General features: G+C 60.3%; 20 protein-coding genes. 11 read left to right on the top strand and 9 right to left on the bottom strand.

Going from position 1 to position 21522, the window contains the following annotated elements:
- The first annotated feature begins 77 nt into the window (after window positions 1–77).
- A complete protein-coding gene (locus tag M2367_RS12775) occupies window positions 78–551 on the top strand; it encodes an energy transducer TonB (protein WP_259236884.1) in 474 nt (157 codons plus the stop codon).
- Window positions 552–694: 143 nt separating this feature from the next.
- On the opposite strand, the gene M2367_RS12770 is transcribed toward M2367_RS12775, so the two are convergent.
- Window positions 695–1645 (bottom strand): inorganic triphosphatase, encoded by a 951-nt coding sequence (locus M2367_RS12770; RefSeq protein WP_259236883.1) that lies wholly within the window; start codon window positions 1643–1645, stop codon window positions 695–697.
- A gap of 171 nt (window positions 1646–1816) precedes the next feature.
- Here M2367_RS12770 and M2367_RS12765 point away from each other — a divergent pair, with 171 nt between their 5' ends.
- Window positions 1817–2497 carry a TIGR00153 family protein gene (locus M2367_RS12765; protein ID WP_005894260.1) on the top strand — a complete coding sequence of 227 codons (681 nt, stop codon included), beginning with the start codon at window positions 1817–1819 and terminating at the stop codon, window positions 2495–2497.
- 25 nt (window positions 2498–2522) lie between these two features.
- Window positions 2523–3788, top strand: a complete 1266-nt coding sequence (locus M2367_RS12760; RefSeq protein ID WP_042041709.1) for an inorganic phosphate transporter — start codon at window positions 2523–2525, stop codon at window positions 3786–3788.
- A 113-nt stretch (window positions 3789–3901) separates the two neighbouring features.
- Here the strand turns inward: M2367_RS12760 and M2367_RS12755 are convergent, their stop codons facing one another.
- Window positions 3902–5143: a multifunctional CCA addition/repair protein gene (locus tag M2367_RS12755; protein ID WP_259236942.1), complete on the bottom strand. Its 1242-nt coding sequence runs from the start codon at window positions 5141–5143 to the stop codon at window positions 3902–3904.
- 146 nt (window positions 5144–5289) lie between these two features.
- Here M2367_RS12755 and M2367_RS12750 point away from each other — a divergent pair, with 146 nt between their 5' ends.
- The 5 genes from M2367_RS12750 (at window position 5290) to mltC (ending at window position 10512) form a co-directional block, all read left to right on the top strand.
- The gene (locus M2367_RS12750) at window positions 5290–6858 is read left to right on the top strand and encodes an ExeA family protein (RefSeq protein ID WP_259236882.1); all 1569 of its coding nucleotides are present in this window, start codon (window positions 5290–5292) and stop codon (window positions 6856–6858) included.
- A 73-nt stretch (window positions 6859–6931) separates the two neighbouring features.
- Window positions 6932–7621 (top strand): GspB family T2SS assembly factor variant ExeB, encoded by a 690-nt coding sequence (exeB, locus tag M2367_RS12745; RefSeq protein ID WP_259236881.1) that lies wholly within the window; start codon window positions 6932–6934, stop codon window positions 7619–7621.
- Window positions 7622–7828: 207 nt separating this feature from the next.
- Window positions 7829–8902: an A/G-specific adenine glycosylase gene (mutY, locus tag M2367_RS12740; RefSeq protein WP_259236880.1), complete on the top strand. Its 1074-nt coding sequence runs from the start codon at window positions 7829–7831 to the stop codon at window positions 8900–8902.
- On the top strand, window positions 8899–9171 hold the full coding sequence (locus tag M2367_RS12735) for an oxidative damage protection protein (RefSeq protein ID WP_005895067.1): 273 nt from the start codon (window positions 8899–8901) through the stop codon (window positions 9169–9171). The genes mutY and M2367_RS12735 overlap by 4 nt, the downstream gene beginning before the upstream one ends.
- 237 nt (window positions 9172–9408) lie before the next feature.
- Window positions 9409–10512 carry a membrane-bound lytic murein transglycosylase MltC gene (gene mltC / locus M2367_RS12730; protein WP_224431974.1) on the top strand — a complete coding sequence of 368 codons (1104 nt, stop codon included), beginning with the start codon at window positions 9409–9411 and terminating at the stop codon, window positions 10510–10512.
- A gap of 104 nt (window positions 10513–10616) precedes the next feature.
- Here the strand turns inward: mltC and M2367_RS12725 are convergent, their stop codons facing one another.
- On the bottom strand, window positions 10617–10997 hold the full coding sequence (locus M2367_RS12725; RefSeq protein ID WP_259236879.1) for a YgiW/YdeI family stress tolerance OB fold protein: 381 nt from the start codon (window positions 10995–10997) through the stop codon (window positions 10617–10619).
- A 243-nt stretch (window positions 10998–11240) separates the two neighbouring features.
- On the opposite strand from M2367_RS12725, the gene M2367_RS12720 reads away from it, so the two are divergent.
- The gene (locus M2367_RS12720) at window positions 11241–12245 is read left to right on the top strand and encodes an SGNH/GDSL hydrolase family protein (RefSeq protein WP_259236941.1); all 1005 of its coding nucleotides are present in this window, start codon (window positions 11241–11243) and stop codon (window positions 12243–12245) included.
- 223 nt (window positions 12246–12468) lie between these two features.
- Entirely contained in the window at window positions 12469–13524 is a 1056-nt protein-coding gene (gene ompA, locus M2367_RS12715) for a porin OmpA (RefSeq protein ID WP_259236878.1), read from the top strand.
- 78 nt (window positions 13525–13602) lie between these two features.
- On the opposite strand, the gene M2367_RS12710 is transcribed toward ompA, so the two are convergent.
- Genes M2367_RS12710 through M2367_RS12700 form a run of 3 tightly spaced genes read right to left on the bottom strand, consistent with a single transcriptional unit; the run spans window position 13603 to window position 17094 of the window.
- Entirely contained in the window at window positions 13603–14166 is a 564-nt protein-coding gene (locus M2367_RS12710) for a membrane integrity-associated transporter subunit PqiC (RefSeq protein WP_259236877.1), read from the bottom strand.
- The gene (gene pqiB / locus M2367_RS12705; protein WP_042041723.1) at window positions 14163–15812 is read right to left on the bottom strand and encodes an intermembrane transport protein PqiB; all 1650 of its coding nucleotides are present in this window, start codon (window positions 15810–15812) and stop codon (window positions 14163–14165) included. Before pqiB ends, M2367_RS12710 begins: the two co-directional genes overlap by 4 nt.
- The gene (locus M2367_RS12700; RefSeq protein ID WP_259236876.1) at window positions 15805–17094 is read right to left on the bottom strand and encodes a paraquat-inducible protein A; all 1290 of its coding nucleotides are present in this window, start codon (window positions 17092–17094) and stop codon (window positions 15805–15807) included. Before M2367_RS12700 ends, pqiB begins: the two co-directional genes overlap by 8 nt.
- Window positions 17095–17247: 153 nt before the next feature.
- Here M2367_RS12700 and hfq point away from each other — a divergent pair, with 153 nt between their 5' ends.
- Window positions 17248–17610, top strand: a complete 363-nt coding sequence (gene hfq, locus M2367_RS12695; protein ID WP_005895045.1) for an RNA chaperone Hfq — start codon at window positions 17248–17250, stop codon at window positions 17608–17610.
- A gap of 337 nt (window positions 17611–17947) precedes the next feature.
- Here hfq and M2367_RS12690 read toward each other — a convergent pair whose 3' ends face one another.
- From M2367_RS12690 to dapA, 3 genes are all read right to left on the bottom strand, one after another.
- Window positions 17948–18538 (bottom strand): HAD family phosphatase, encoded by a 591-nt coding sequence (locus M2367_RS12690; protein WP_042041942.1) that lies wholly within the window; start codon window positions 18536–18538, stop codon window positions 17948–17950.
- A gap of 60 nt (window positions 18539–18598) precedes the next feature.
- Window positions 18599–20296 (bottom strand): diguanylate cyclase, encoded by a 1698-nt coding sequence (locus M2367_RS12685; RefSeq protein ID WP_259236875.1) that lies wholly within the window; start codon window positions 20294–20296, stop codon window positions 18599–18601.
- Between the two features lie 99 nt (window positions 20297–20395).
- Entirely contained in the window at window positions 20396–21268 is an 873-nt protein-coding gene (dapA, locus tag M2367_RS12680; RefSeq protein ID WP_259236874.1) for a 4-hydroxy-tetrahydrodipicolinate synthase, read from the bottom strand.
- Between the last annotated feature and the right edge of the window lie 254 nt (window positions 21269–21522).

Raw genomic sequence — 21522 nt, 5'->3', positions numbered from 1 at the left:
TCAATCGAAGCGTGATATTTTATTAATAATCAAAATGATAAGCAGGACAGGGCGCCAGGGCCCATGAAGGGAAGCAAATGAACAAGATCACTCTATTGAGCGTCGCACTACTGGGAGTCAGCGCCTGTAGCCAGCAATCCCCATCGCTGGATTTCGGCCCAAGACCACTCAGTTCGGCCAGTGAAGTCTCTGCCAACTGGCAGCCCAGCCGCACAGTGGAGCCCCGCTATCCCAAGGAGGCGGTCGCCGCCGGTGAGATGGGCTGCACCACCCTGGAATATCTGATCACCCCGAGCGGCGAGGCGGCCCAGATACGCATAGTGTCACGCACCGATGAGCGTTACTCCGATGCCGCCATCGAGGCCCTCTCTCGCTGGCAGTGGCAGCCGACCGAATTCAACAAGAGCCATCAAACCCTCAAGAGCCAGTCCCGCTTCGATTTCTGCATCGAACTCAACGGAGAACCCTGCGAGCGCACGCTGCTCGATCAGACCTGTGAGGGGAGCGCCAGCATCACCAGCACCGCCAAGATCTACACCCAGGTACGCTAACGCCCCATCCGGGCAGACAACACCGGCTCCAGACAGACAAAAGGAGTGGGGCATGGCCTCACTCCTTTTTGCTGCCTGTTTTTTGCTGCCTGGCTATTAACTCGGCGAGTAGAAAAGTAGTGCCGCCCGGGGGACGCCCTTGCTCAGGATTGCAGCCAGGCAATGATGGCAAGCTGTAGCGGTACATAATCGGCCCGAGACAGCCAGGTCGCTTGCCCTGCCTCATCCAGGCTCGTAAGCTCGGCCCGGGTATCGGTCAGATGCTGAGCCCACTCCGGACGCTCTTGAGCGCCATCCAGCCCCTTGGCTATCAGCGCCAGACCCGCCATCAGGCCGGGCCAGCCGCTCATATCCTCTTGCAGCGCGCAGATCTGCTCATGATGCTGCCAATGTTCGAGGCCAGCCTGTACTCGCTGGCGCAGCGACAGGGCGTCCCACTGCGCCACTGAGGGGATGGCGCGCGGCACCAGCGCCTTGCCCAGCCCCGCCAAACGATAACCGCGCTGGGCCTTGGACTGCACGCCCAGTCTCAAGCCGGGAATGGCCCCCAGGCGCTCTGCCAGGGCGAGCAGGGCCGCCGTCGACCCCGTCTTGAGCTCCAGCTCCAACTCATCGATAGCCTCACATCCCCCCTTGCCCGCTATCTCCCCCTGATCCCAGGCCAACTCTATCTCCGCTCCCTCATAGGCGATCAGCCAGTGGCGGCGCAGGAAATCGGTTCGAAACTGAGGCAACAGCGCAGCCTGCAAGGCGGCCAGATCCTCCCCTTTGGGCCAGATAGTGGCAGGAAAATCGCCCAAATTCGGCGAGTCCCCCATGACAGGGGCATTATATTCAGGTCTGGCATGCAACCCCCCCACTCCCTGGCCCCGACACTTGATGGTTTGTTCAGCGAAATCATCGCTGCGGCGGATACGCAGCCCCATGTCGAGCCGACGCAGCGCCAAGTCTGCGGTATCAAAGTAGGTGTTGCCGAGCAAGGCCTGGGAGTGAGAGGTAATAGTTAGTGAATTCAAAAGGATATTCAGCTTATGCGCCAAGTCATCATGGGGGGCGCTAGCGATGAGAAATTTGATTTCAATCTCGGTTTGCATAGGTTTTCCGGGCAAAAAGGGAGTTTAGGGAGGCGGCCACCAGACGGCGCGGATATACTGCCTGCGTGACGTTAAGATGAAGTTCGCTGTTTTATTGGTCGCGCAGTTCGGTTACCATGCGCGCCTCATAGAATCGTATCGAGTGTTTTTTCACCGACACAGGTTTTTACCATGCCAGTAAATACTATTTTAGGGCTTTTTGCCAAGTCGCCCATCAAGCCGTTGCAAAAGCATATTGTGAAAGTTCACGAGTGTTCTCAGCAACTTATCCCCTTCTTTGACGCCATCGCCGATGGTCGTTGGAGTGATGCCGAACGTATTCGTCAGCAGATCTCCCAACTGGAAAAAGAAGCCGACATCCTCAAGCGTGAAATTCGTCTGAAACTGCCTCGCGGTCTGTTTCTGCCGGTTGCGCGCACCGACTTGCTGGAGCTTTTGACCCAACAGGACAAGATAGCCAATCGTGCCAAGGACATTTCCGGCCGCATGTTGGGCCGTCATATGGAATTCCCCACCGAGATGCGTGCCGACGTCATGGCCTATCTCAAACGCTGTATCGATGCGACCGCCCAAGCCGAAAAAGCCATCGGAGAACTCGATGAGCTGCTCGAAACCGGCTTCAAGGGACGTGAAGTTGAGATGGTTGCCGAGATGATCCACCAGCTGGATTTGATCGAGGACGATACTGATACCATGCAGATTGGTTTGCGGCAGAAACTCCAGACTGTGGAGCACAACTACAATCCGATCGACGTTATTTTCCTGTACAAGATCCTCGAATGGGTTGGTGATCTGGCGGACCAGGCTGAGCGTGTAGGCGCCCGTCTGGAACTGATGCTGGCTCGTTCCTAATCGACTGACTGGGTAAAAATTACTAATGGACATTATCGCGAATTACGGCACCACTCTGGTGATCGTGGCGGCCTTGTTCGGCTTTTTGATGGCCTGGGGTATTGGCGCCAATGACGTTGCCAATGCCATGGGCACGTCGGTCGGCACCAAATCCCTGACCATCCGTCAGGCCATCATCATCGCCATGATCTTTGAGTTCGCCGGGGCCTATCTGGCCGGTGGTGAAGTCACTGCCACCATACGCAATGGCATCATAGATACCAACGCCTTCACCGATAGCCCGGACATTCTGGTGCTCGGTATGATCTCCTCCTTGCTGGCGGCGGGTCTTTGGCTGATCCTGGCCTCCTACTTCGGCTGGCCCGTCTCCACCACCCACTCCATCATTGGCGCCATCGTTGGTTTTGCCGTGGTGAGCGTCGGTCCGGAAGCGGTGCAGTGGAGCAAGTTCGGCGGCATAGTGGGCTCCTGGATAGTGACGCCGGCGCTCTCCGGTGTCATCGCCTACTTCATGTTCATCAGCGTGCAGAAGCTCATCTTCAACACCGATGATCCCCTGGGCAACGCCAAGCGCTACGTCCCCTTCTACATGTTCCTGACCGCGTTGGTCATCTGTCTGGTGACCATCAAGAAGGGGCTGTCCCACGTTGGTCTGCATCTGAGCAACAGTGAGGGCATACTGCTCTCCGTGGGCATCTCCATCGCCCTGGCCATTGCGGGTTGGTTCTACATTCGTAGACAGAACTACAACCCGGTCGATGACAACAAGATGCACTTCGCCAACGTGGAGAAGGTGTTTGGCATCCTGATGGTGATCACCGCCTGTGCCATGGCGTTTGCCCACGGCTCCAACGATGTCGCCAACGCCATAGGCCCACTCTCCGCCGTGGTCTCCACCGTCGAGAGTGCAGGGCAGATCACCGGCAACTCCTCTATCGCCTGGTGGATCCTGCCCCTGGGTGGGATAGGCATCGTCATTGGCCTGGCGACCATGGGTGAGAAGGTGATGGCGACTGTCGGTACCGGCATCACGCACCTGACCCCGAGCCGTGGCTTCGCCGCCCAGCTGGCCACCGCGGCCACCGTGGTGATTGCCTCTGGTACCGGCCTGCCCATTTCCACCACCCAGACACTGGTGGGTGCCGTCATGGGGGTGGGTCTGGCCCGCGGTATCGCGGCCCTGAACCTGGGCGTGCTGCGCAATATCGTGGTCTCCTGGGTCATCACCCTGCCCGCGGGTGCCATTCTGGCCATCGTTATCTTCTATGTGCTAGAAGCCTGTTTCTCCTGATACAGGCCACTCTGCCAGCAAAAAGCCCGGGTCAATGACCCGGGCTTTTTTTATCCTCATCTCCCACTCTCCAGGGACGGTGCCCTATCAGCGTTCCCCTGACCCTGGCAGCCTCATGTCTCGTCCAGGAAGGTCCACTCGTCCCTGACCCGGCTGATGGCATCGAGCCGCCGCTTGGCGAGCTGCTCGCGGATCGCCTCCCCCTTGAAACCTGCCGCCACTATCTCCTTGACCGGCACGGCCTGAGCCGCTTCGAGCGCCTGCGCCACATAATCCGGCTCGGCATAGACTCGCTCCTCAAAGCCGGTACGGCCATGGAAGTCGGCGCGGCAGGCATCGAGCAGCTGGGCGAAGCGCTCCGGCCTGCGCCAGGCATCCGCCTTGTCGAACACCTTGAGCAGGGTGGCGGGCTTGAGTTCGAAGGCGATGTGGATATGGGTGTGCAGATCGCTCACCAAGAGCGCCAGATCCCGGCAATCTCCAGGCACCTTGAAGCGCTCGCAAAAATCACGAATGAGCGGTAATCCCTTCTGACCGTGGCCATGATGGCTGGGCCAGAACTCTTTGGGGGTCAACCCCTTGCCAAAGTCGTGACACAGGGCCGCAAAGCGCACCGCCAGGGTGGAAGAGCGCTGGCAAGCCTGCTCCAGCACCATGAGGGTGTGGATGCCGGTATCAATCTCCGGGTGCCACTTGGCAGGCGCCGGTACCCCAAACAGGGCATCGAGTTCGGGGAAGAGCGCCTTGAGGGCGCCACATGAGCGCAATACCTCGAAGAAGACCGCCGGGGTCGGCCCCATCAATACCCGCTCCAGCTCCTTCCAGACCCGCTCCGGGGTCAGGTGGGCCAACTCCCCCGCCTCTGTCATCTCGCGCATCAGGGCCAGGGTCTCTGGCGCCACCACGAAGCCCTGGGCATGGAAGCGGGCCGCGAAGCGGGCCACCCGCAAGACGCGCAAGGGATCCTCGCTAAAAGCAGGGGAGACATGGCGCAGCAGCCGCTGCTCAAGATCCTGCAAACCACCATAGGGGTCATGGAGCTGGCCAGACTCATCCTCGGCGATGGCATTGACGGTGAGATCCCGGCGCAGCAAATCTTGCTCGAGCGTGACATCGGGCGCCGCATGGCAGACGAAGCCGGTGTAGCCCTGGCCCTGCTTGCGCTCGGTGCGCGCCAGGGCGTACTCCTCATGGGTCTTGGGATGCAGGAACACCGGAAAATCGCGACCGACCTGGCTGTAACCTTGCGCCAGCATCTGCTCGACCGTGGCCCCGACCACCAGATGATCCCGGTCCCCTTGCGGCAATCCCAACAGGCGATCCCGGATCGCCCCCCCTACCAGATAGATCTGCAAATCGACTCTCTCCCTCATGGATGCTGCCCCGATTATATCGGCTTTGCCCCTCGGGCACGATGGCCCCTGCTTGCCGGGGTTTTCGGGTCTTTGACATAACCCCGGTGAGGCTTTAACCTGCCGCCATAACAATGGAATGGATCCTTATGTACACACAGTTCTTCGGTCTGTCGGAAGCGCCCTTCTCCATCTCGCCCAATCCCAAATATCTCTATATGAGTGAACGGCACGGGGAGGCGCTCGCCCATCTCAACTACGGCCTGCAAGATGGCGGAGGCTTCGTTTTGCTCACCGGCGAGGTGGGCACCGGCAAGACCACTGTGTCCCGCTGCCTGCTGCAACAGCTGCCCGCCGACACCGAGATAGCCTACATCCTCAATCCTTCGCTCACCGAACGGGATCTGCTGGCGGCCATCTGTGACGAGTATCAGTTGCCCTATGAAGCCGATGCCGGTCTCAAGACGCTGTTTGATCTGATCCGCGACCATCTGCTCGCCAATCTGGCGGCGGGCAAGCGCAGCGTGGTACTGGTCGATGAGGCGCAGCACCTGCTGCCCGGGGTACTGGAGCAGTTGCGGCTGCTCACCAATCTGGAGACCGACGAGAAGAAGCTGCTGCAGGTGATACTCATCGGCCAACCCGAGCTGCAACAGATGCTGCGCCAGCCTCTGCTGCGTCAGCTGGCCCAGCGCATCACGGCCCGTTATCACCTGTTGCCGCTCTCGGCCACGGACGTCGATGCCTATGTGCGCTTTCGTCTCCAGGTCGCGGGCTGCGTGCAACCCATCTTCACCCCCAAGGCCCTCGCCACCCTGCACCGGCTCTCCGGCGGCATACCGCGGCTCATCAACCTCATCTGCGACCGCGCCCTGATCGGCGCCTTTGCCCGGGCCAGCCACAAGGTGAGCCACAAGGACATCAGTGTGGCGGCCTATGAAGTGAGTGGTATTCGCGACGAAGGAAGCTGGCAATCCGGGCTGACCGTGGCCCTGGCTGGCGCCCTGCTGGTCACCCTCGGCTGGTGGGGCTGGCAGTTCGTCGGCATCTTCCCCGAGCGTCCCGTGGTCAAGGTCGAAGTGCCGGTCAAGGTCGACAACAGCGCCGAGCAGCAAGAGCAGCTGACCCGTGCCATCAATCAGGCCATCGAGCCCGATGTCGCCATGCAGAATCTGTTCAAGGTGTGGGGCTATCAGACCAGTCTGGAGGAGGCCATCTGTGACAATGCCCCCCGCGCCGGGCTGCGCTGTCAGGAGGGCGAGGCTTCCCTCCTGGAGCTGCAAGCCCTGCAATACCCGGCACTCATCAGTCTGAATGATGAGAACGGCGGTCTCTATTACGCGACCCTCACCCAGCTCGGCCCAGACAAGGCATCCTTGCTGATCGGCAAGCAGCGCTGGCAGGTGGAACGCCAATGGCTTGAAGACAACTGGGGGGGCAGTTACACCCTGCTGTGGCGCCTGCCCAAGGGGGGTGTGGCCCTGATTGGCAACAACGCTGGCGCCGAGCAGGTGCAGTGGCTCGACAATGCCCTGAGCCGGGCCTTGCAGCAACCCGAACGCAAGGTGAAGCGCTTCGATGGCGCGCTCAAGGCCAAGCTGCAGCAGTTCCAGCGTGAACAGGGGCTCAATCCGGATGGTATCGCCGGTAGCAATACCTTGCTGCACCTGAACGTGCTGGCCGGTGAACCCATGCCCAAGCTGGAGGATGCCTCCTGATGCGAGCCCCAACCGCCATCCTGGCAGCGAACCATGTTGCCTCCGTCCGCCCTCTCCCTGGAGTGACTGCCTGATGTCGACCCTGCTCAAGGCCCTGCGACGGGCCGATGCCCCCCAGCACGCCCCCCATATTCCCGCCATGGGGCTGCCGGTCACCCGGGAAGAGGAACCAAACCGCGCCTGGATCTGGTGGTTGCTGGCACCGCTGGCCATCGCCATGGGGGCCGCGGCCAATTATGGCTGGCATCTGCTTCATAACCGCCCCATAGAAGAGAGAGTCGAGGTCAAGGAGATAGTCACGGCGCCCTTCATGCGGGTCGAACCCGGGGAGATGATCACCCGCCCGCTGCCGCCCCCCCTGCCCGAACCCGTGGTTCAGCCCAAGCCGGTCCAGGAACAGGTGATCCACGAACCCGGCAACCAGGATCTCGCCGCACTACTGCAAAGCGCCCTCAACAATGTGCCGCTGGAGCCCGAGCCAGAGTCCGCCCCGCTTCAGACCCAGTCTGCGGCGTCCCAGGTCGTCCCCATTGCGGCACTGCCCCCGGCACTGCGTCAGCAGATCCCTCGACTCGCCTATGGGGCCCACCTCTACTCTTCCAATCCGGCCAAGCGCAGCGTGGTGATCAATGGCCGTGAGATACGGGAAGGCAACGAGGTGGCGCCCGGCGTCATCCTGCAAGCCATTGCCCAGGACTACATAGTCCTCGGCGTGGCCGGCCAATCCGTCAGCCTGAAGGCCTTGCAGGATTGGCTGGGGTAATCCCGTCCGCCGCGACTAGGCTGCCGGGTCAGGTTCGTTCAACGCGGCAAACAACAAGAGAGGGAGCCCCAGAGCTCCCCTTTTTAATCAACAAGATGAGAGCATTGCGAGTCAACACGTTGCGCCAGCCAGCCCTTGCACGGGGCTCCGGCCATGGCCGCCGTCCGTGACTCCTTTCCGCTCTCAGATAGATAACATGAGCACAATGTGAGCACACCGAGCGACACCACCTTCGCCAACCGTATCCTGGACTGGTATCAGATCCATGGACGCAAGACCCTGCCCTGGCAGCAGGAGAAGACCCCCTATCGGGTCTGGGTCTCCGAGATCATGCTGCAACAGACTCAGGTCGCCACCGTGATCCCTTACTATGAGCGCTTCATGGGGCGTTTCCCGGACGTGATGGCCCTGGCCGATGCCCCCATCGATGAGGTGTTGCACCACTGGACCGGGCTCGGCTACTACGCCCGGGCACGCAACCTGCACAAGGCGGCCCAGCAGATCCGCGACCGGCACCAGGGCCTGTTCCCCGAACAGTTCGACGAGGTGGTCGCCTTGCCTGGCATTGGTCGCTCCACGGCTGGCGCCGTGCTCTCCCTCTCTCTCGGCCAACCTCATGCGATCCTGGATGGCAACGTCAAGCGAGTGCTCACCCGCTGGCTGGCCCTGCCCGGCTGGCCCGGTCAGAAGCCGGTGGAAAATGATCTGTGGGAGCTGGCGACCCGACTCACACCACGGCTGGGGGTCGCCCATTACAACCAGGCCATGATGGACATGGGCGCCACCATTTGCACCCGCAGCAAACCGGCCTGTGAACGCTGCCCGGTGCAGGCCGATTGCCAGGGGCTGTCGCAGGGCAACCCCACCGCCTACCCCAACAGCAAGCCCAAGAAGAGCATCCCGGCCCGCAACGGCATCATGCTGATGATCCGCCAGGGCAATCGACTGCTGCTCGAGCAGCGCCCACCCCAGGGGATATGGGGCGGCCTCTACTGCTTCCCTCAGGTTGACAGCCTGGAGGCGGTTGGCCCCTGCCTGAACCGGCTGGGACTGACCGGGCAACCCTATCGGGAGCTGGCCGGATTTCGCCACACTTTCAGCCATTTTCATCTGGATATCCGCCCCCTGCTCATCGAACTTGAGCAGGCGCCACCCGCCTCGCTCATGGAAGCCGATACCCGACTCTGGTATAACTTGTGCCATCCAGATGAGGTCGGTCTGGCCGCCGCCACCGCGCGCCTGCTGGGCTATCCCGACTTGCAACCACAGAGGTCCATATGAGCCGTACCGTTTTTTGCCAACGCCTGAAAAAAGAGGCCCCCGGCCTGGCTTTCCAACTCTACCCGGGTGAACTTGGCAAACGCATTTTCGACAACATCAGCCAGGAAGCCTGGACCGAATGGCAGCGCAAACAGATCATGCTGATCAACGAGAAGAAGCTCAACATGATGAACGTCGAGCATCGTCAGTTGCTGGAGAAAGAGATGGTGAGCTACCTGTTTGAAGCGGGTGAAGTCGACATTGAAGGTTACACCCCTCCTAGCCAGTGAGTGCTACCTGTGATCTGGGCTGAATACCCATCGTCGGTGACACCTCACCTGGATCACAGCCAATATGCTGTAGCTGTGATCCAGGCTGACGGTGACACCTCGCCCAGATCGCAGCCAATGTGTTGTACCTGTGAGCCAGGCGGAATCCCCCTCGTCGGTGACGTGTCGGCGATGACGTCTCGCCTAGCCCACAGCCAGTGAGTGACGGGCGGCCTGGCCGCCCCTTTCGAGGATCCTATGGGCCGAATTTTTTGGTTGTTGTGCGCCACCCTGCTGCTCAGTGCCTGCTCATCTCCCCCTAAATCCAGCGATGATCAGGATGACAACCTGGTCAACGGCAAGGACGTGCGCGGCTTCGAGCACATGATCAGCGCCCTCTCCCATAACGTAAACGAGATATGGGGGCGGGAGGCGCTGTTTGCGGGCAAGTTTGACTACGTCAAATACACGGATGAATACAAGAGCCGTGCCCACATCGACTTCTCCAGTGGCCACATCATGATAGAGACCGTCTCGGGGCTGGATCCCAAGTCCCATCTGCGCCGCGCCATCATAGAGACACTGCTCACCCCGGACGATCCGGCTGAGGTGGATCTCTATTCGGACAGAGAAATACTGCCCGGCGGCGAGCCCTTCCTCTATGGTCAGGTGCTCGATAACAATGGTCAGCCGATCCGCTTCGACTGGCGTGCCGAGCGCTATGCCGATTACCTGCTCAGCACCGCCATGAAGAAGCGCACCCTCGGCATTCGCAACATCTTCTACGTCGACATCCCCATGGTGGCGAACCACGAAGACAAGCGTGGCTACAAGTACGCCAGCATCATCCGCGATGCCTCCCGCAAATACGGGGTCGCCGAGAGCCTTATCTATGCGGTGATCAAGACGGAGAGCAGTTTCAACCCCTATGCGGTCAGCCATGCCAACGCCTACGGCCTGATGCAGGTGATACCGGCCACCGCAGGGCGCGATGTCTATGTCAGGGTCAAGGGCAAGAGTGGTCAACCGACCCGGGATGACCTGTTCAATCCGGCCTACAACATCGACGTGGGCACCGCCTATCTGCATCTGTTGCAGACCGTCTACCTGGTCGACATCGCCGATCCCCGTTCGCGGCGCTACGCCGTGATCTCCGCCTATAACGGGGGGGCAGGCGGCGTACTCAATACCTTCTCCCGCGACCGCAAGGCCGCACCCGGCATGATCAACCGCCTCTCCCCCGAGGCCGTCTATCAGGTCCTGACCGAGCAGCATCCCAAAGCGGAAGCACGTCGTTACCTCTACAAGGTCGATCAGGCCGAGAAAGGGTTCAAGCGAGCCGTGCCCAGCCGGGCGGGTTGAAGGAGCCACCCCTCAATCCCCCAACCGGACGATTGAAAACATCAAAAGGGCGCTCCAGGAGCGCCCTTTTCATATCAACATCAACCTATCGCCAGCGCCGTGCACTATTTGGAGATGAAACCGCCCTTGCTCTGGGGGGTGGCACCCACCTTCTCCAGTTGCTCCACTTCCAGCTCTGTCTTGTTCCAGCTGTGATCCACTTCGCCACGCAGACGCACCGAGTCATCCGGGCCAACTTCCTGGCCACGCCATACGTCCGCATCGATCTCGACTTCCACCTCGCCACTGGTATCGCGGAACAGATAGTTCTCACCGCCCAGGTGCTTGACCAGCTTGCCTTCCACCGTCGCCCAGCTGTCATCGGCAACATCCTTGAGCTGGATGACAGTGACCACATTCTGCTCCGCAGGTCCGGTGTAGGCGGCCAGGGTGGAGGTGGATACAGAGATCAGGGCCAGCAGGGTAAGAGCGCTCAATGTTTTCATGTCAGTTTCCTCAGGTTTCACAGGTTGCCACAGCGGCTATGGAGGCATGATGTCAGAGGGAGCGTGAAACATATGTGAAGCCACCCCATTTGGGGGATCGAGGTGTGACCGCAATCGCTTGCGGACAAATCAATGATTGTTGAATTAAATTCGACAGGGTTATCATTCTCAAATGACTCGCAAAATGGCGAGATCTGAGCACTATCGCAGGACAGCCTGCCTCCAGAGATGAGAACCCCCATGATGAGAGCCTGTTTTATCTGCCTGCTGGGCCTGCTGGCCTGGACCGCCCAGGCGGCCGAGCCACGTCCCGCCTTCTCCCGCATTGTCGTCTTTGGTGACAGCCTGTCCGACACCGGCAAGATGTATGGCAAGATGCGCGGTTATCTTCCCTCCAGCCCACCCTATTATCAGGGGCGCTTCTCCAACGGCCCCGTCTGGCTGGAGCATCTGGATGCACAGTTTCCCGGCCTGAAGATCGCGAATGAGGCCGAAGGGGGCGCCACCGCCGTCGCCTACAACAAGATCTCCTGGCACCCCCAATATCAGGTGATCAACAACCTGGATTACGAGGTCACCCAGTTTCTGAAAAAAGACGGCTTCCAACCGGAAGATCTGGTGATCATCTGGGTCGGCGCCAACGACTACCTCGCGTACGGCTGGAACAGTGAGACCGACGCCAAGCGGGTGCGCGATGCCATCAGTGACGCCGCCAACCGCATCGTGCTCAATGGTGCCAAGCAGGTGCTCTTGTTCAACTTGCCGGACCTGGGTCAAAACCCCTCGGCCCGTAGCCAGCAGGTCGTCCAGGCAGCCAGCCATGTCTCCCAATACCACAACGCCCTGCTGCTCAATCTCGCGCGCCAGCTCGCTCCGACCGGCCTGGTACGGCTGTTCGAGATAGACAAGCAGTTCGATGAGATGCTGCGTGAGCCACACAATTTCGGGCTGAGCGACACCGAGCACGCCTGTTATGACGGTGGTTATGTGTGGAAGCCGTTTGCCGCCAGCAGCGCAAGCGATGACGCCCGCCTCAGTGCATTCAGCCCGCAGGAGCGGATCGCCATCGCGGGTAACCCCCTGCTGGCTCAGGCCGTCACCAGCCCGATGGCGCGCAAGGCGACCGCCCCTGACTGCGAGGGCAAGATGTACTGGGATCAGGTTCATCCCACCCGAGTCGTCCATGCCGCCCTGGGTGAGCGGGCCGCTGCCTTCATCGAGAGCCAGTACGAATTCCTGCCCAACTAGCAGCGACGCTCGCCAACGGAGATGTAAAAAAACAGGGGGCTGACCAGCCCCCTGTTTGTTGATTAGCGCTCAGACCCGCACATTAACAATTATTGTTATTTCAGTTAGTTGCGACATTTACAAAAGCGACTAACTTTAATCTGTCCCACGGCCATGACCGCCGGACCCATAAGGGAGGGCCATTGAGGCAAACCTCCCTCACATGAAATTGCAGAGGCACGATATGAATAAATCATTGATTACATTGATTGTTTCTGGATTGCTGGCGGCCAACGCCCAGGCGGCAGGACAAGACAACACCTGGTATGGCGGCGCAAAGCTGGGTTGGTCCAACTTCTATGGTGTCGATCAGAATGACGCCATCAGAGATAACTTCAACATTACCGATGAGGACGACGATGCTCTGGGGGCTGGCGCCTTCGCCGGTTATCAGATCAATCAGAATGTCGGGATAGAGCTGGGGTACGACTGGCTCGGCAAGTACAAATATGATGTCGCCGACAAGATCGATCCCACCCTGAAGGGTGATGATGAAGTGACGGCCCAGATGGCACAGCTGACCATGAAGATCGGTTTCCCGGTCGCCGAGCGCCTGGATTTGTATGGTCGCCTCGGTGGCGCCTATGCCTGGACCAGTAGCAGAGAGCTGGATAACGATGATGGCGCTGCCTTTGTCGGCGCTCTGGGTGCCGAGTACGCCATCGATCGCAACTGGGCCGCTCGCTTCGAGTACCAATACACCACGCCGCTGGGTGATATGGACATGGATCATACCGGGCTCGAACTCGACAATGGTCTGCTCTCGGTTGCCATGTTGTATCGCTTTGGCCAGGAGGCCCCCGAAGCCGCCGTGGTACCCGCTCCCGTCCCGGCGCCGACCCCGGTGACACAAAGCTTTAGCCTCAGCTCGGATGTGCTGTTTGACTTCAACAAGGCGACCCTCAAACCGGAAGCCAGCCAGGCTCTGGATACCCTCTATAGCCAGATTGAAGCCGCCAGACCCAAGGATGGCACTGCCACCGTCATGGGCTATACAGACCGCCTCGGCGCTGATGGCTACAACCAGACGCTCTCCGAGCACAGGGCTCGCACAGTCGCCGACTACCTGGTCGGCAAGGGCCTGCCCGCCGACAAGGTGCAAGTACAAGGCATGGGTGAGAGCAACCCTGTCACCGGCGACAGCTGCGCCAGCGGTTCCAAACGTGAGCTGATCGTCTGCCTGGCCCCGGATCGCCGGGTCGAAGTCAAGGTCGAAGGCATCTCGGAAGTCGCACAATAAGCCAGACTGAAGTGATAAAAAAACGGGAGGCCTGGCCTCCCGTTTTATATTCTGTGATTGCGCAACATGTGGCTGAGCTCAGCCCTTGCGCAGCTCGGCAGCAATCTGATCGAGCAGCTGTTGCCAACCCATCCCCAACTCTCCCACCAAGGCACCATAGCCATCGGCGGGCAGCACGCGCTCCATATGGAAGGGGTTATCCTGCAGCACCCGACCATCTTCGGCCAGCAGGCGCCAGCGTCCGCTCAGCACGGCGCGGCCATCGAAACGACCCTGGAAGCGCTGTACGCTGATACTGAGCACAGGCCCCTGACGAGCGCCATCCTGGCGTACCACCCAGCCGGGCAGGCGGGCAGACAGGCCATTCTGGGTCAGCTGGTTCAGCTGACCATCCAGCGAGCCTGCCCAACGCTGGTACTCGGTAAAGAGCAGCTCCTTGCCTTCCAGCTGATAGACCAGGCTGACATTGTCGAGCTGATCCGAGAGCTGAACCGGGCGCAGCACCAGCTGATGCTGAGGCCGGCTGACTGGCGCGGCCTGAGGTGTGCCGTCGGCATCCAGAGAGTAGTAGTGCAGCGCCGGGGCGCTGCTGCATCCGGCCAGCAAACCGGTCAGGGCCAGGGCCATGAAGAGTGATTTCATTCGGTACCTCGCTTGGGTTCAGGATCCTGGGGGCGAGTGCGATCGAAGATCAGCGAACTCGGCTGCTCGTTGAGAGAGTGCACCAGGGGCTGCAGCTCGCGCATCAGCTGGTTGAGGGATTGCACCGACTGGCGCAGATCCTGATTGGTCTGGGAGGCCCCATCGTAGCTGCGCAGCGTCTCCTTGAGCTGTAGCAGGCTCTCGTTGAGGGAGGCTGGCAACTGTTGGGTCGACTGCTGGCTGGTCAACTTGTCCAGATTGGCGCTCAGGGAGCTGACGTTCTTCATGGTCTTGTCCAGGTTCGCCAGGCTGCTGTTGACCTGAGCCAGGGTCGTGGACATATCCATATCGACAAATTTGTCGAGGATGAGGTTCACCTTGCGCTCTATCTGATCCAGACCGCCCTGGGTGGTGGGGAATACCTCGGTACCTGCCATCTGGCGCGCGGCGAACGCGGGGGCATCCGGGTAGAAGTTGAGATCGATCACCTTGCCACCGGTCAGCAGACTCGCGGTCTTGAGTGTGGCTCTGAGCCCTTCCTTGAATTGCGTGCTGAACAGCTTGCGCCACTGCTCCCGCTCGGCGTTGGCATAACGGTGGGAGAGACGCTGCACCTCGATGCGCGCCAGCACGGGGATCACCTTGCTCTTGAAGATCTGGGTCGCCTTGTCATCGATGAGATAGGGGGACGATATGACGGTACCGACCCGCACGCCGCGATACTCCACCGCAGCCCCGGGATGCAGACCCGCCAGGCTGTCTTCGAACAAGAAAACATAGTCAATGAACTGATTGAGGCTACCGGCCAACACGCTGCCCTGATCCTTGAACAGGGTGAAGGAGTCCTTGCTCTTGACCGCACCGCCCGGAACCCAGCCAGCCGGCAAGCCAACGGTAATGCCGCCATCGAGCAATCCCTCCAGGGAGTCCATCTTCACCTTCATCCCCTCGCTGGTCAGCGACGCCTCGAAGCCTGGGGTCATCCAGAAGCGGGAGTTGTTGGTGATCAGCACATCGTAGGGCGCATTGATGAAGATCTGGTATTCCAGCTCACTCTTCTCGGGTAAAAATTTCACCTCCTCCACCTGGCCTATGGTGTAGCCCTGATATTGGATGGGGGAGCCCACACTGAGGGAGCGGGTCTCGGTGCTGTTGAGCGTCAGCCTGAGCCCCTTGGCATCGAGGGAGGCGAGTGGCGGCTTGTCGAGGATCTCATAGCGCGACTTAGCCTTGCCCTTCTTGCCGGGAGAGAGCTCTATGTAGGCGCCGGACAGCAAGGTGCTCAGACCCGAGACCCCTTCACGGCCAACCCTGGGTTTGACCACCCAGAATTGAGTATCCCCCTTGAGCATATTGGCCGCATTGTTGGAGAGACGCGCCGTGATGATGGCATGGCTGTAGTCATCGCTGAGCTCCACCGCCTCGATGCGGCCCACGTCGACCTCACGGGAGCGGATCACCGTCTTGCCCGCGACTATGCCCTCGGCCGTAGCCACGGTCAGCTGGAAGCTGGGCCCCTGGGAGTACCAGTGCTGAAACAGCATCCAGGCACCGATGAGCAGGGCCACCAGAGGCACCATCCAGATCGCCGCCGCCGAACCGAGGAAGTCGGAACCGACTTTTCTCACTGTCTTACGCTCACTCACGTTCGCGTTCTCCTTGTTGTAAATCCCAGATCAAGCGGGAATCGAAACTCATGGCGGCCACCATGGTGATCAGCACCACGCCAGCAAAGGCGACGGCGGCGGGGCCGGGATAAATGGTCATCAGATTATCGAGCCGGATGAGGCCTGCCAGTATGGCCACCACGAACACATCTATCATGGACCAGCGACCGACAAACTCCGTCATGCGATAGAGCTTGAGTTTACCGAGCGGCGAGGCGCCGTCCCCGGTCTGTACCCGGTAGCAGAGCCAGAACAGGGCCAATATCTTGGCAAGCGGGATCACCACGCTCGCGATGAAGATCACCGCGGCGATGGGATAGGAGCCCATTCCCCACAGCAGCACAACGCCGCCGAGTATGGTCGAGGGGCTGATATCGCCGAGGAAGACGGTGTCCATGATGGGATAAAGGTTGGCAGGTATATAGAGAATGGCCGAGGTGATGAGCAGCGCCCAGGTACGTGCCATGCCACCGGGTTTACGGCTGTGCAGATGAGCACCACAGCGCAGACAGCTATGCTGCCCCCATTCGCCGAGGGCACCGCAGACGTGGCAGCCCACCAGACCCGCCTCCCGGGCACCCAGTGTGGGATCCAGCTCACGGGGCTCGCTCGGGCCAAACAGTCGCTGCCAGAACCACATGCGATCCAGCGATGAAATCGTCTTGATAAGCAGCAGGGTATAACCGACAAAGGCCCAGAAGGAGAGACCCATCTTGATGTCGGCCATGCCCATCAACTTGACCAGGGAGATGAGTACCCCGATGAGGAACACATCCACCATCAACCAGGGCTTGATCCGGCACAGCAAACGTCCGAGAGAGCGCAATGCGTTGCTGTGCATGGGTTTATCGAGTCGCCACAGCACCAGCATGGTCGACACCATATAGACGAGGGGCAGACCGATCAGCGTCATGCTGAGGACAGCGGCCAGAAACAGATAACCTTCATTCACCAGGGTGGTGATGCACTGCAGGAAGCTCATCTCCTGGCCCAGCCCCTTGGCGGAGAAAGACATGAAGGTGAAGCAGTTGGTGAGCACGAACATGATGATGGCGGCCAGGCCATAGGCGAGCGGCCGCCTCGCCTGATCCGGCAGGTGACTGGTCAAGGTGTGACCGCAGCGGACACAATGTTGCGTCTCGCCCAGCGCCAACTCGGTGGCGGGAGCCAGCAAATCACACTCTTCGCACGCGGTTGGATCGGCACGATATGGGCTCAGTTCGGAACTTGATGGCAAATGAATATCTCTGTCTGGGTCCATCACGGACCGTGAAAGCGCGATTATCGCAGCAGGGCGCCCAGGCTGCCAGTCCCTATCTCACCCCATAGTTGAGGTGGCAACAGAATGACTTTGACAAGCCAGTGGCCATTTAGCACAATCAAACGCCACTTTTTTTCCGCGGGACAATAATTTATGACAACCGAATCCCCCAGCTACGCCACCATAGAGCAGGCCTTCTCCCTCGGGAATGGGCAAGACTCCGCTCTCAACTGGCTTCGTAAAAACCGCAGTCAGGTTGCCATCTTCCTGGTGAGCGGCATCAAGCTGGAAGGCACCATCAGTGGCTTTGACCAGTACAGCGTGCTGTTGACCGACGCCCATGGCAACCAGCAGTTGGTGTACAAGGCCAAGATCTCCACCATCGCCATGCACTCGGGTCGCCCCCAGGTCAATATTCAGCGCGCCCGCAAGCCCCGTGTCTCCATGGCACCGCGTCCCCATGGCGCCCCCGGCCGTTATGACAATAACGATCAGGGTGGCAGCAGCGAGCAGTAAGCCAGAGCTTTCTCTGTCACAGAGGCCCGCGTGACGGTCGCAGTCGCGACTTGCGTCAATCCGTGACAGATATGTCTACTCCCCTCCCAACCTGTCCCGCCGGGGAGTAGACCACCCGTTTCCCCTCAGAGATCCCCTATCGCCCTCAGCGAGGCGGGGTCGACTCGGCATCGTTTGCACACCCAGCGCCCCTGTGTGATGACCGAGCCGCCACCATGACAGTTATGACCGAGCCCGCTCCCGTTGGTTATCCAACACCCTGACCACCTTGAGGGTGCGCTTGCGCGCGCATTGCCTTTCAAGATAGCGAGCAATCCCATGAACGATCCGATATGGCTCAGTCCGGCAATGCAGCCGGCACCCCGTCCTTGACCAGACAGGTCTGCATGCCGGCAGCCTGCCCGGCGGCCAGGCCTATGCCGGTATCCTCGAACACCAGGCAGCCGCGAGGCTCGACCCCGAGCCGCTCGGCGACCAGCAGGAAGGTATCGGGATGTGGCTTGTGCTGGATGACATCATCCGCGGTCACCACCACGGGAAAGTAGCGATCCAGGCCGGTATTGCGCAACACGGCCTCGGCATTGATGCGGGGCGAGCCAGTGCCCACCCCCATGGGTAGATGACCATGATGGGCCTGCACCAGCTCAAGCATGGCGGGGAAGACGGTCGCCTTATGCAGGTTGGCTACATAGTGGGCCGTCTTGCAGCGCGTCACTTCCAGGGGGTCCAGCGCTATCTGCTGCTCTTCGGCCACCAGCAGGGCTATCTTGCGACTCGGCATGCCGCCCAGCTCATAAAACCAGTCACCATCGAACTTGAAACCAAATTCGCGGGAAGCATGCTCCCACGCCGCCAGGTGCAGCGGCATGGAATCAACCAAAGTACCGTCCAGGTCGAAGACCAGGCCTTGAAAACGGGAGAGGATCATGGGCAGCTCTGCATCGAAAAAGAGAGCCATTCTAGCAGTCCCTGAGCGGGAGGCCATGGCCTAGACGGTGGAAATTTGCTCCGTGGGCAACGACTGCGGTTCGAAGAGCCGACTGCAGGCACGGCCAGCTGACTTGGCACGGTAGAGCGCCTGATCCGCGCGCTCGATAAGCTGCTCCCACTGCACGCCCTGATCCGGGGCCCAGTAGCTGAATCCTATGCTCACCGTGAGCTGTGATTTGACCCTGGAGGCCGGATGCTCAATGGCAAGCTTGGCGAGCTGGTGATGGATACGCTGGCAGAGGAACTCCGCCTCGCCAGGCTGGGGATTACAGAGCAAGATCACGAACTCCTCGCCACCGTAACGGGCGACCAGATTGGTGCGGCGTCGCTCACACTCTTGCAGCAGCTGGGCCACCTGGCGCAGGCAGAGATCCCCCTTGCCGTGGCCAAAGTGGTCGTTGTAGGCCTTGAACTCATCGACATCGATCATCAGCACGGCCAGCCGCCGATGTTGGCGACGCGCCATCTCCCACTCCCGGGCCAACGTCAGATCCCACTGGCGGCGGTTGGCGATGCCGGTGAGCGGGTCCTCCATGGAGAGCAGGGCCAGCTGCTCGTTGGCCTGCGCCAGCGCCTGATTCACCAACTCCAGCGCCTCATTGGTCTCGGCCAGCTGGCGAGTCCGTGCCGCGACCCGCTCTTCCAGATCCCGGTTGAATTGCTCGAGGGCGGCATGATTGCGCTGGCGGATCAACATCTGGGAGAGCATGGCGGCGAACTGCTTGAAGATTTCCCCATGGTAGGCCTTGATAGGCTTGCGCTGCAGCAGGTTGTCGGCGGCAATCCAGCCGATGGGGCTATCCCCGTCCCACAGGGAGACCATGGCGTTCCAGCCGCGCCCCACCTCCTGCTGCTCGTAATAAAGCGGCGCATCTTCCAGCACCAGCACATAGTCTTTGCGGCGCAAGGCCTCCTGCACCACAGGATGTTCCGGGATCGGGCTGACGAAGTGACGCTCGTCGGTGATCTCTCCCGCCTCATTGGTGCCCCAACTGCCCTGCATGGTGGTGAAGTCCGGATCAATCAGGAAGACGGCAACCCTGTCGAATTGCAGCAGACTGCGGGCCAGCAGCACGGCATCGTGCAGCAGACTCGACTCACTGCGGCAGCTGGAGAGCTGTACCCCCACCTGATGCAGGGATTGCAACAGATCGAGAAAGGATTGCTGCAAGGCCTGACTCTGAACCAGGGATGCCTCTGTGGTGAGCCGTTCGTCCCGCTCCCGGCTAACCAGACTGCTCAACATGCGGCTCTCCAGCTCGGCGGCCAAATAGTGCATCAGCAGCTGTATGCCCTGCTTCTGGCGGGGAGTGAGCCGGTCAAGGCGACGACGGGTTTCGAGATAGACGCCCCCCTCCAGCCCCTGTTGGCGCTTGAGTGGAAAACAGGCTCTCAGTTGGGCCGGAGGAGCTTCTACCGCTTCGCACCAGCCATGGGGATCACTCTTGAGTTCGATGAGCAGCTGACCCTTGGCCAGGGCCTGCTCGATGAAAGGCAGGGGTAACCCCAGCATGCTGGCATGATGGGGCTCAAGGGTCACCAGACCCCGTTCGGGATGGAAGGCGAACAGCTCAGGCTGCGGTCGATTCAACCACAGATAGATCTGATCGGCTTCTGTCTTCTCCCTGATAGTCGCCAGTGTCACCTCACAGAGGTGCTCAAAACTGGTGAAGTGCTCCGGATCCCATTCCAGCATGTCAATCATCCTCAACTGAACCCGAGCAGTATATAGAGCCGGGTTCATAGTGATTCAATTAACGCGTAAAAGGTCGATCCAGAGCCCATTTTTTCGCCGTTAGAGCAGGTCCAGTGCCAGCATGGCATCGCGGATCCGCTGCTTGGTTGCTTCGGCAAGCGGCATCACGGGCAGGCGGCACTCTTCACTGCACAGGCCGAGCAGAGAGGCCGCATACTTGGCCCCCGCCGGGCTGGGCTCGGCAAACATGGCCTGGTGCAGCGGGATCAGGCGATCTTGCAACGCGCGAGCGGCTTGCCAGTCACCGGCCAGGGTCAGGTTCTGCACCTCGGCCAGCAGCTTGGGGGCCACGTTGGCGGTCACCGAGATACAGCCCTGACCGCCACCTATGTTGTAGGCCACGGCGGTCGCGTCCTCACCCGAGAGCCAGGCGAACGGCTTCTTGATGAGCTGACGTTCAGTCAGGGGGCGGGACAGATCGCCGGTGGCATCCTTGACCCCGACGATGCGTGGCAACTCGGCGAGCCGGGCCAGGGTGGCTGGCTGCACATCGACAATGGCACGGGGCGGAATGTTATAGACGATGATGGGCTTGCTAGTCGCGTCATGGACGGCCTTGAAGTGATGATAAAGCCCCTCCTGATTCGGGCGGTTGTAGTAACCGGCCACATGCAGGGTGCCATCCGCCCCCGCCTGTTCGGCGAAACGGGTGTATTCGATGGCCTCCACCGGGTTGTTGGAGCCCGCACCGGCGATCACCGGTACCCGACCCGCCACCTGCTTGACCACCAGCTCGACCACCCGGCAGTGCTCATCGTGGCTCAGGGTCGGACTCTCCCCCGTGGTGCCCACCGGCACTATGCCGTGAGTACCCTGCTCCAGGTGCCAGTCTACCAGGCGCAGCAGTGCCACCTCATCCAGTTGGCCATCACGAAAGGGGGTGATCAGCGCAACGATCGAACCTTGAAACATGGAATCTCCTTCTCCGTCGACTCTCGACATCAACAAAAAACCCCGCTACGGAGTGCGCAGCGGGGTTTGAAACTTCTCAGGGCGGTGAGAGGGTTACGCGCGCACGCCAGCAAACCCAGGTTTTGGGTTCTTTTTATGCTTTCGTTTCAACGCGTTGAACCGCATCACGCCATCCCCGAGGAAAAATGAGTGTTCGGGCATCTTTCTGGAACACGGCATAAATGTCAAGGCGAAAGCAGCCATGTATACTAGCG

Origin of the sequence: Aeromonas sp. BIGb0445, from assembly GCF_024809075.1 — a bacterium.
GTDB lineage: Bacteria > Pseudomonadota > Gammaproteobacteria > Enterobacterales > Aeromonadaceae > Aeromonas > Aeromonas rivuli.
The sequence above is the reverse complement of the archived record's forward strand: the minus strand, read 5'-3'. Positions and strand labels throughout refer to the sequence as shown.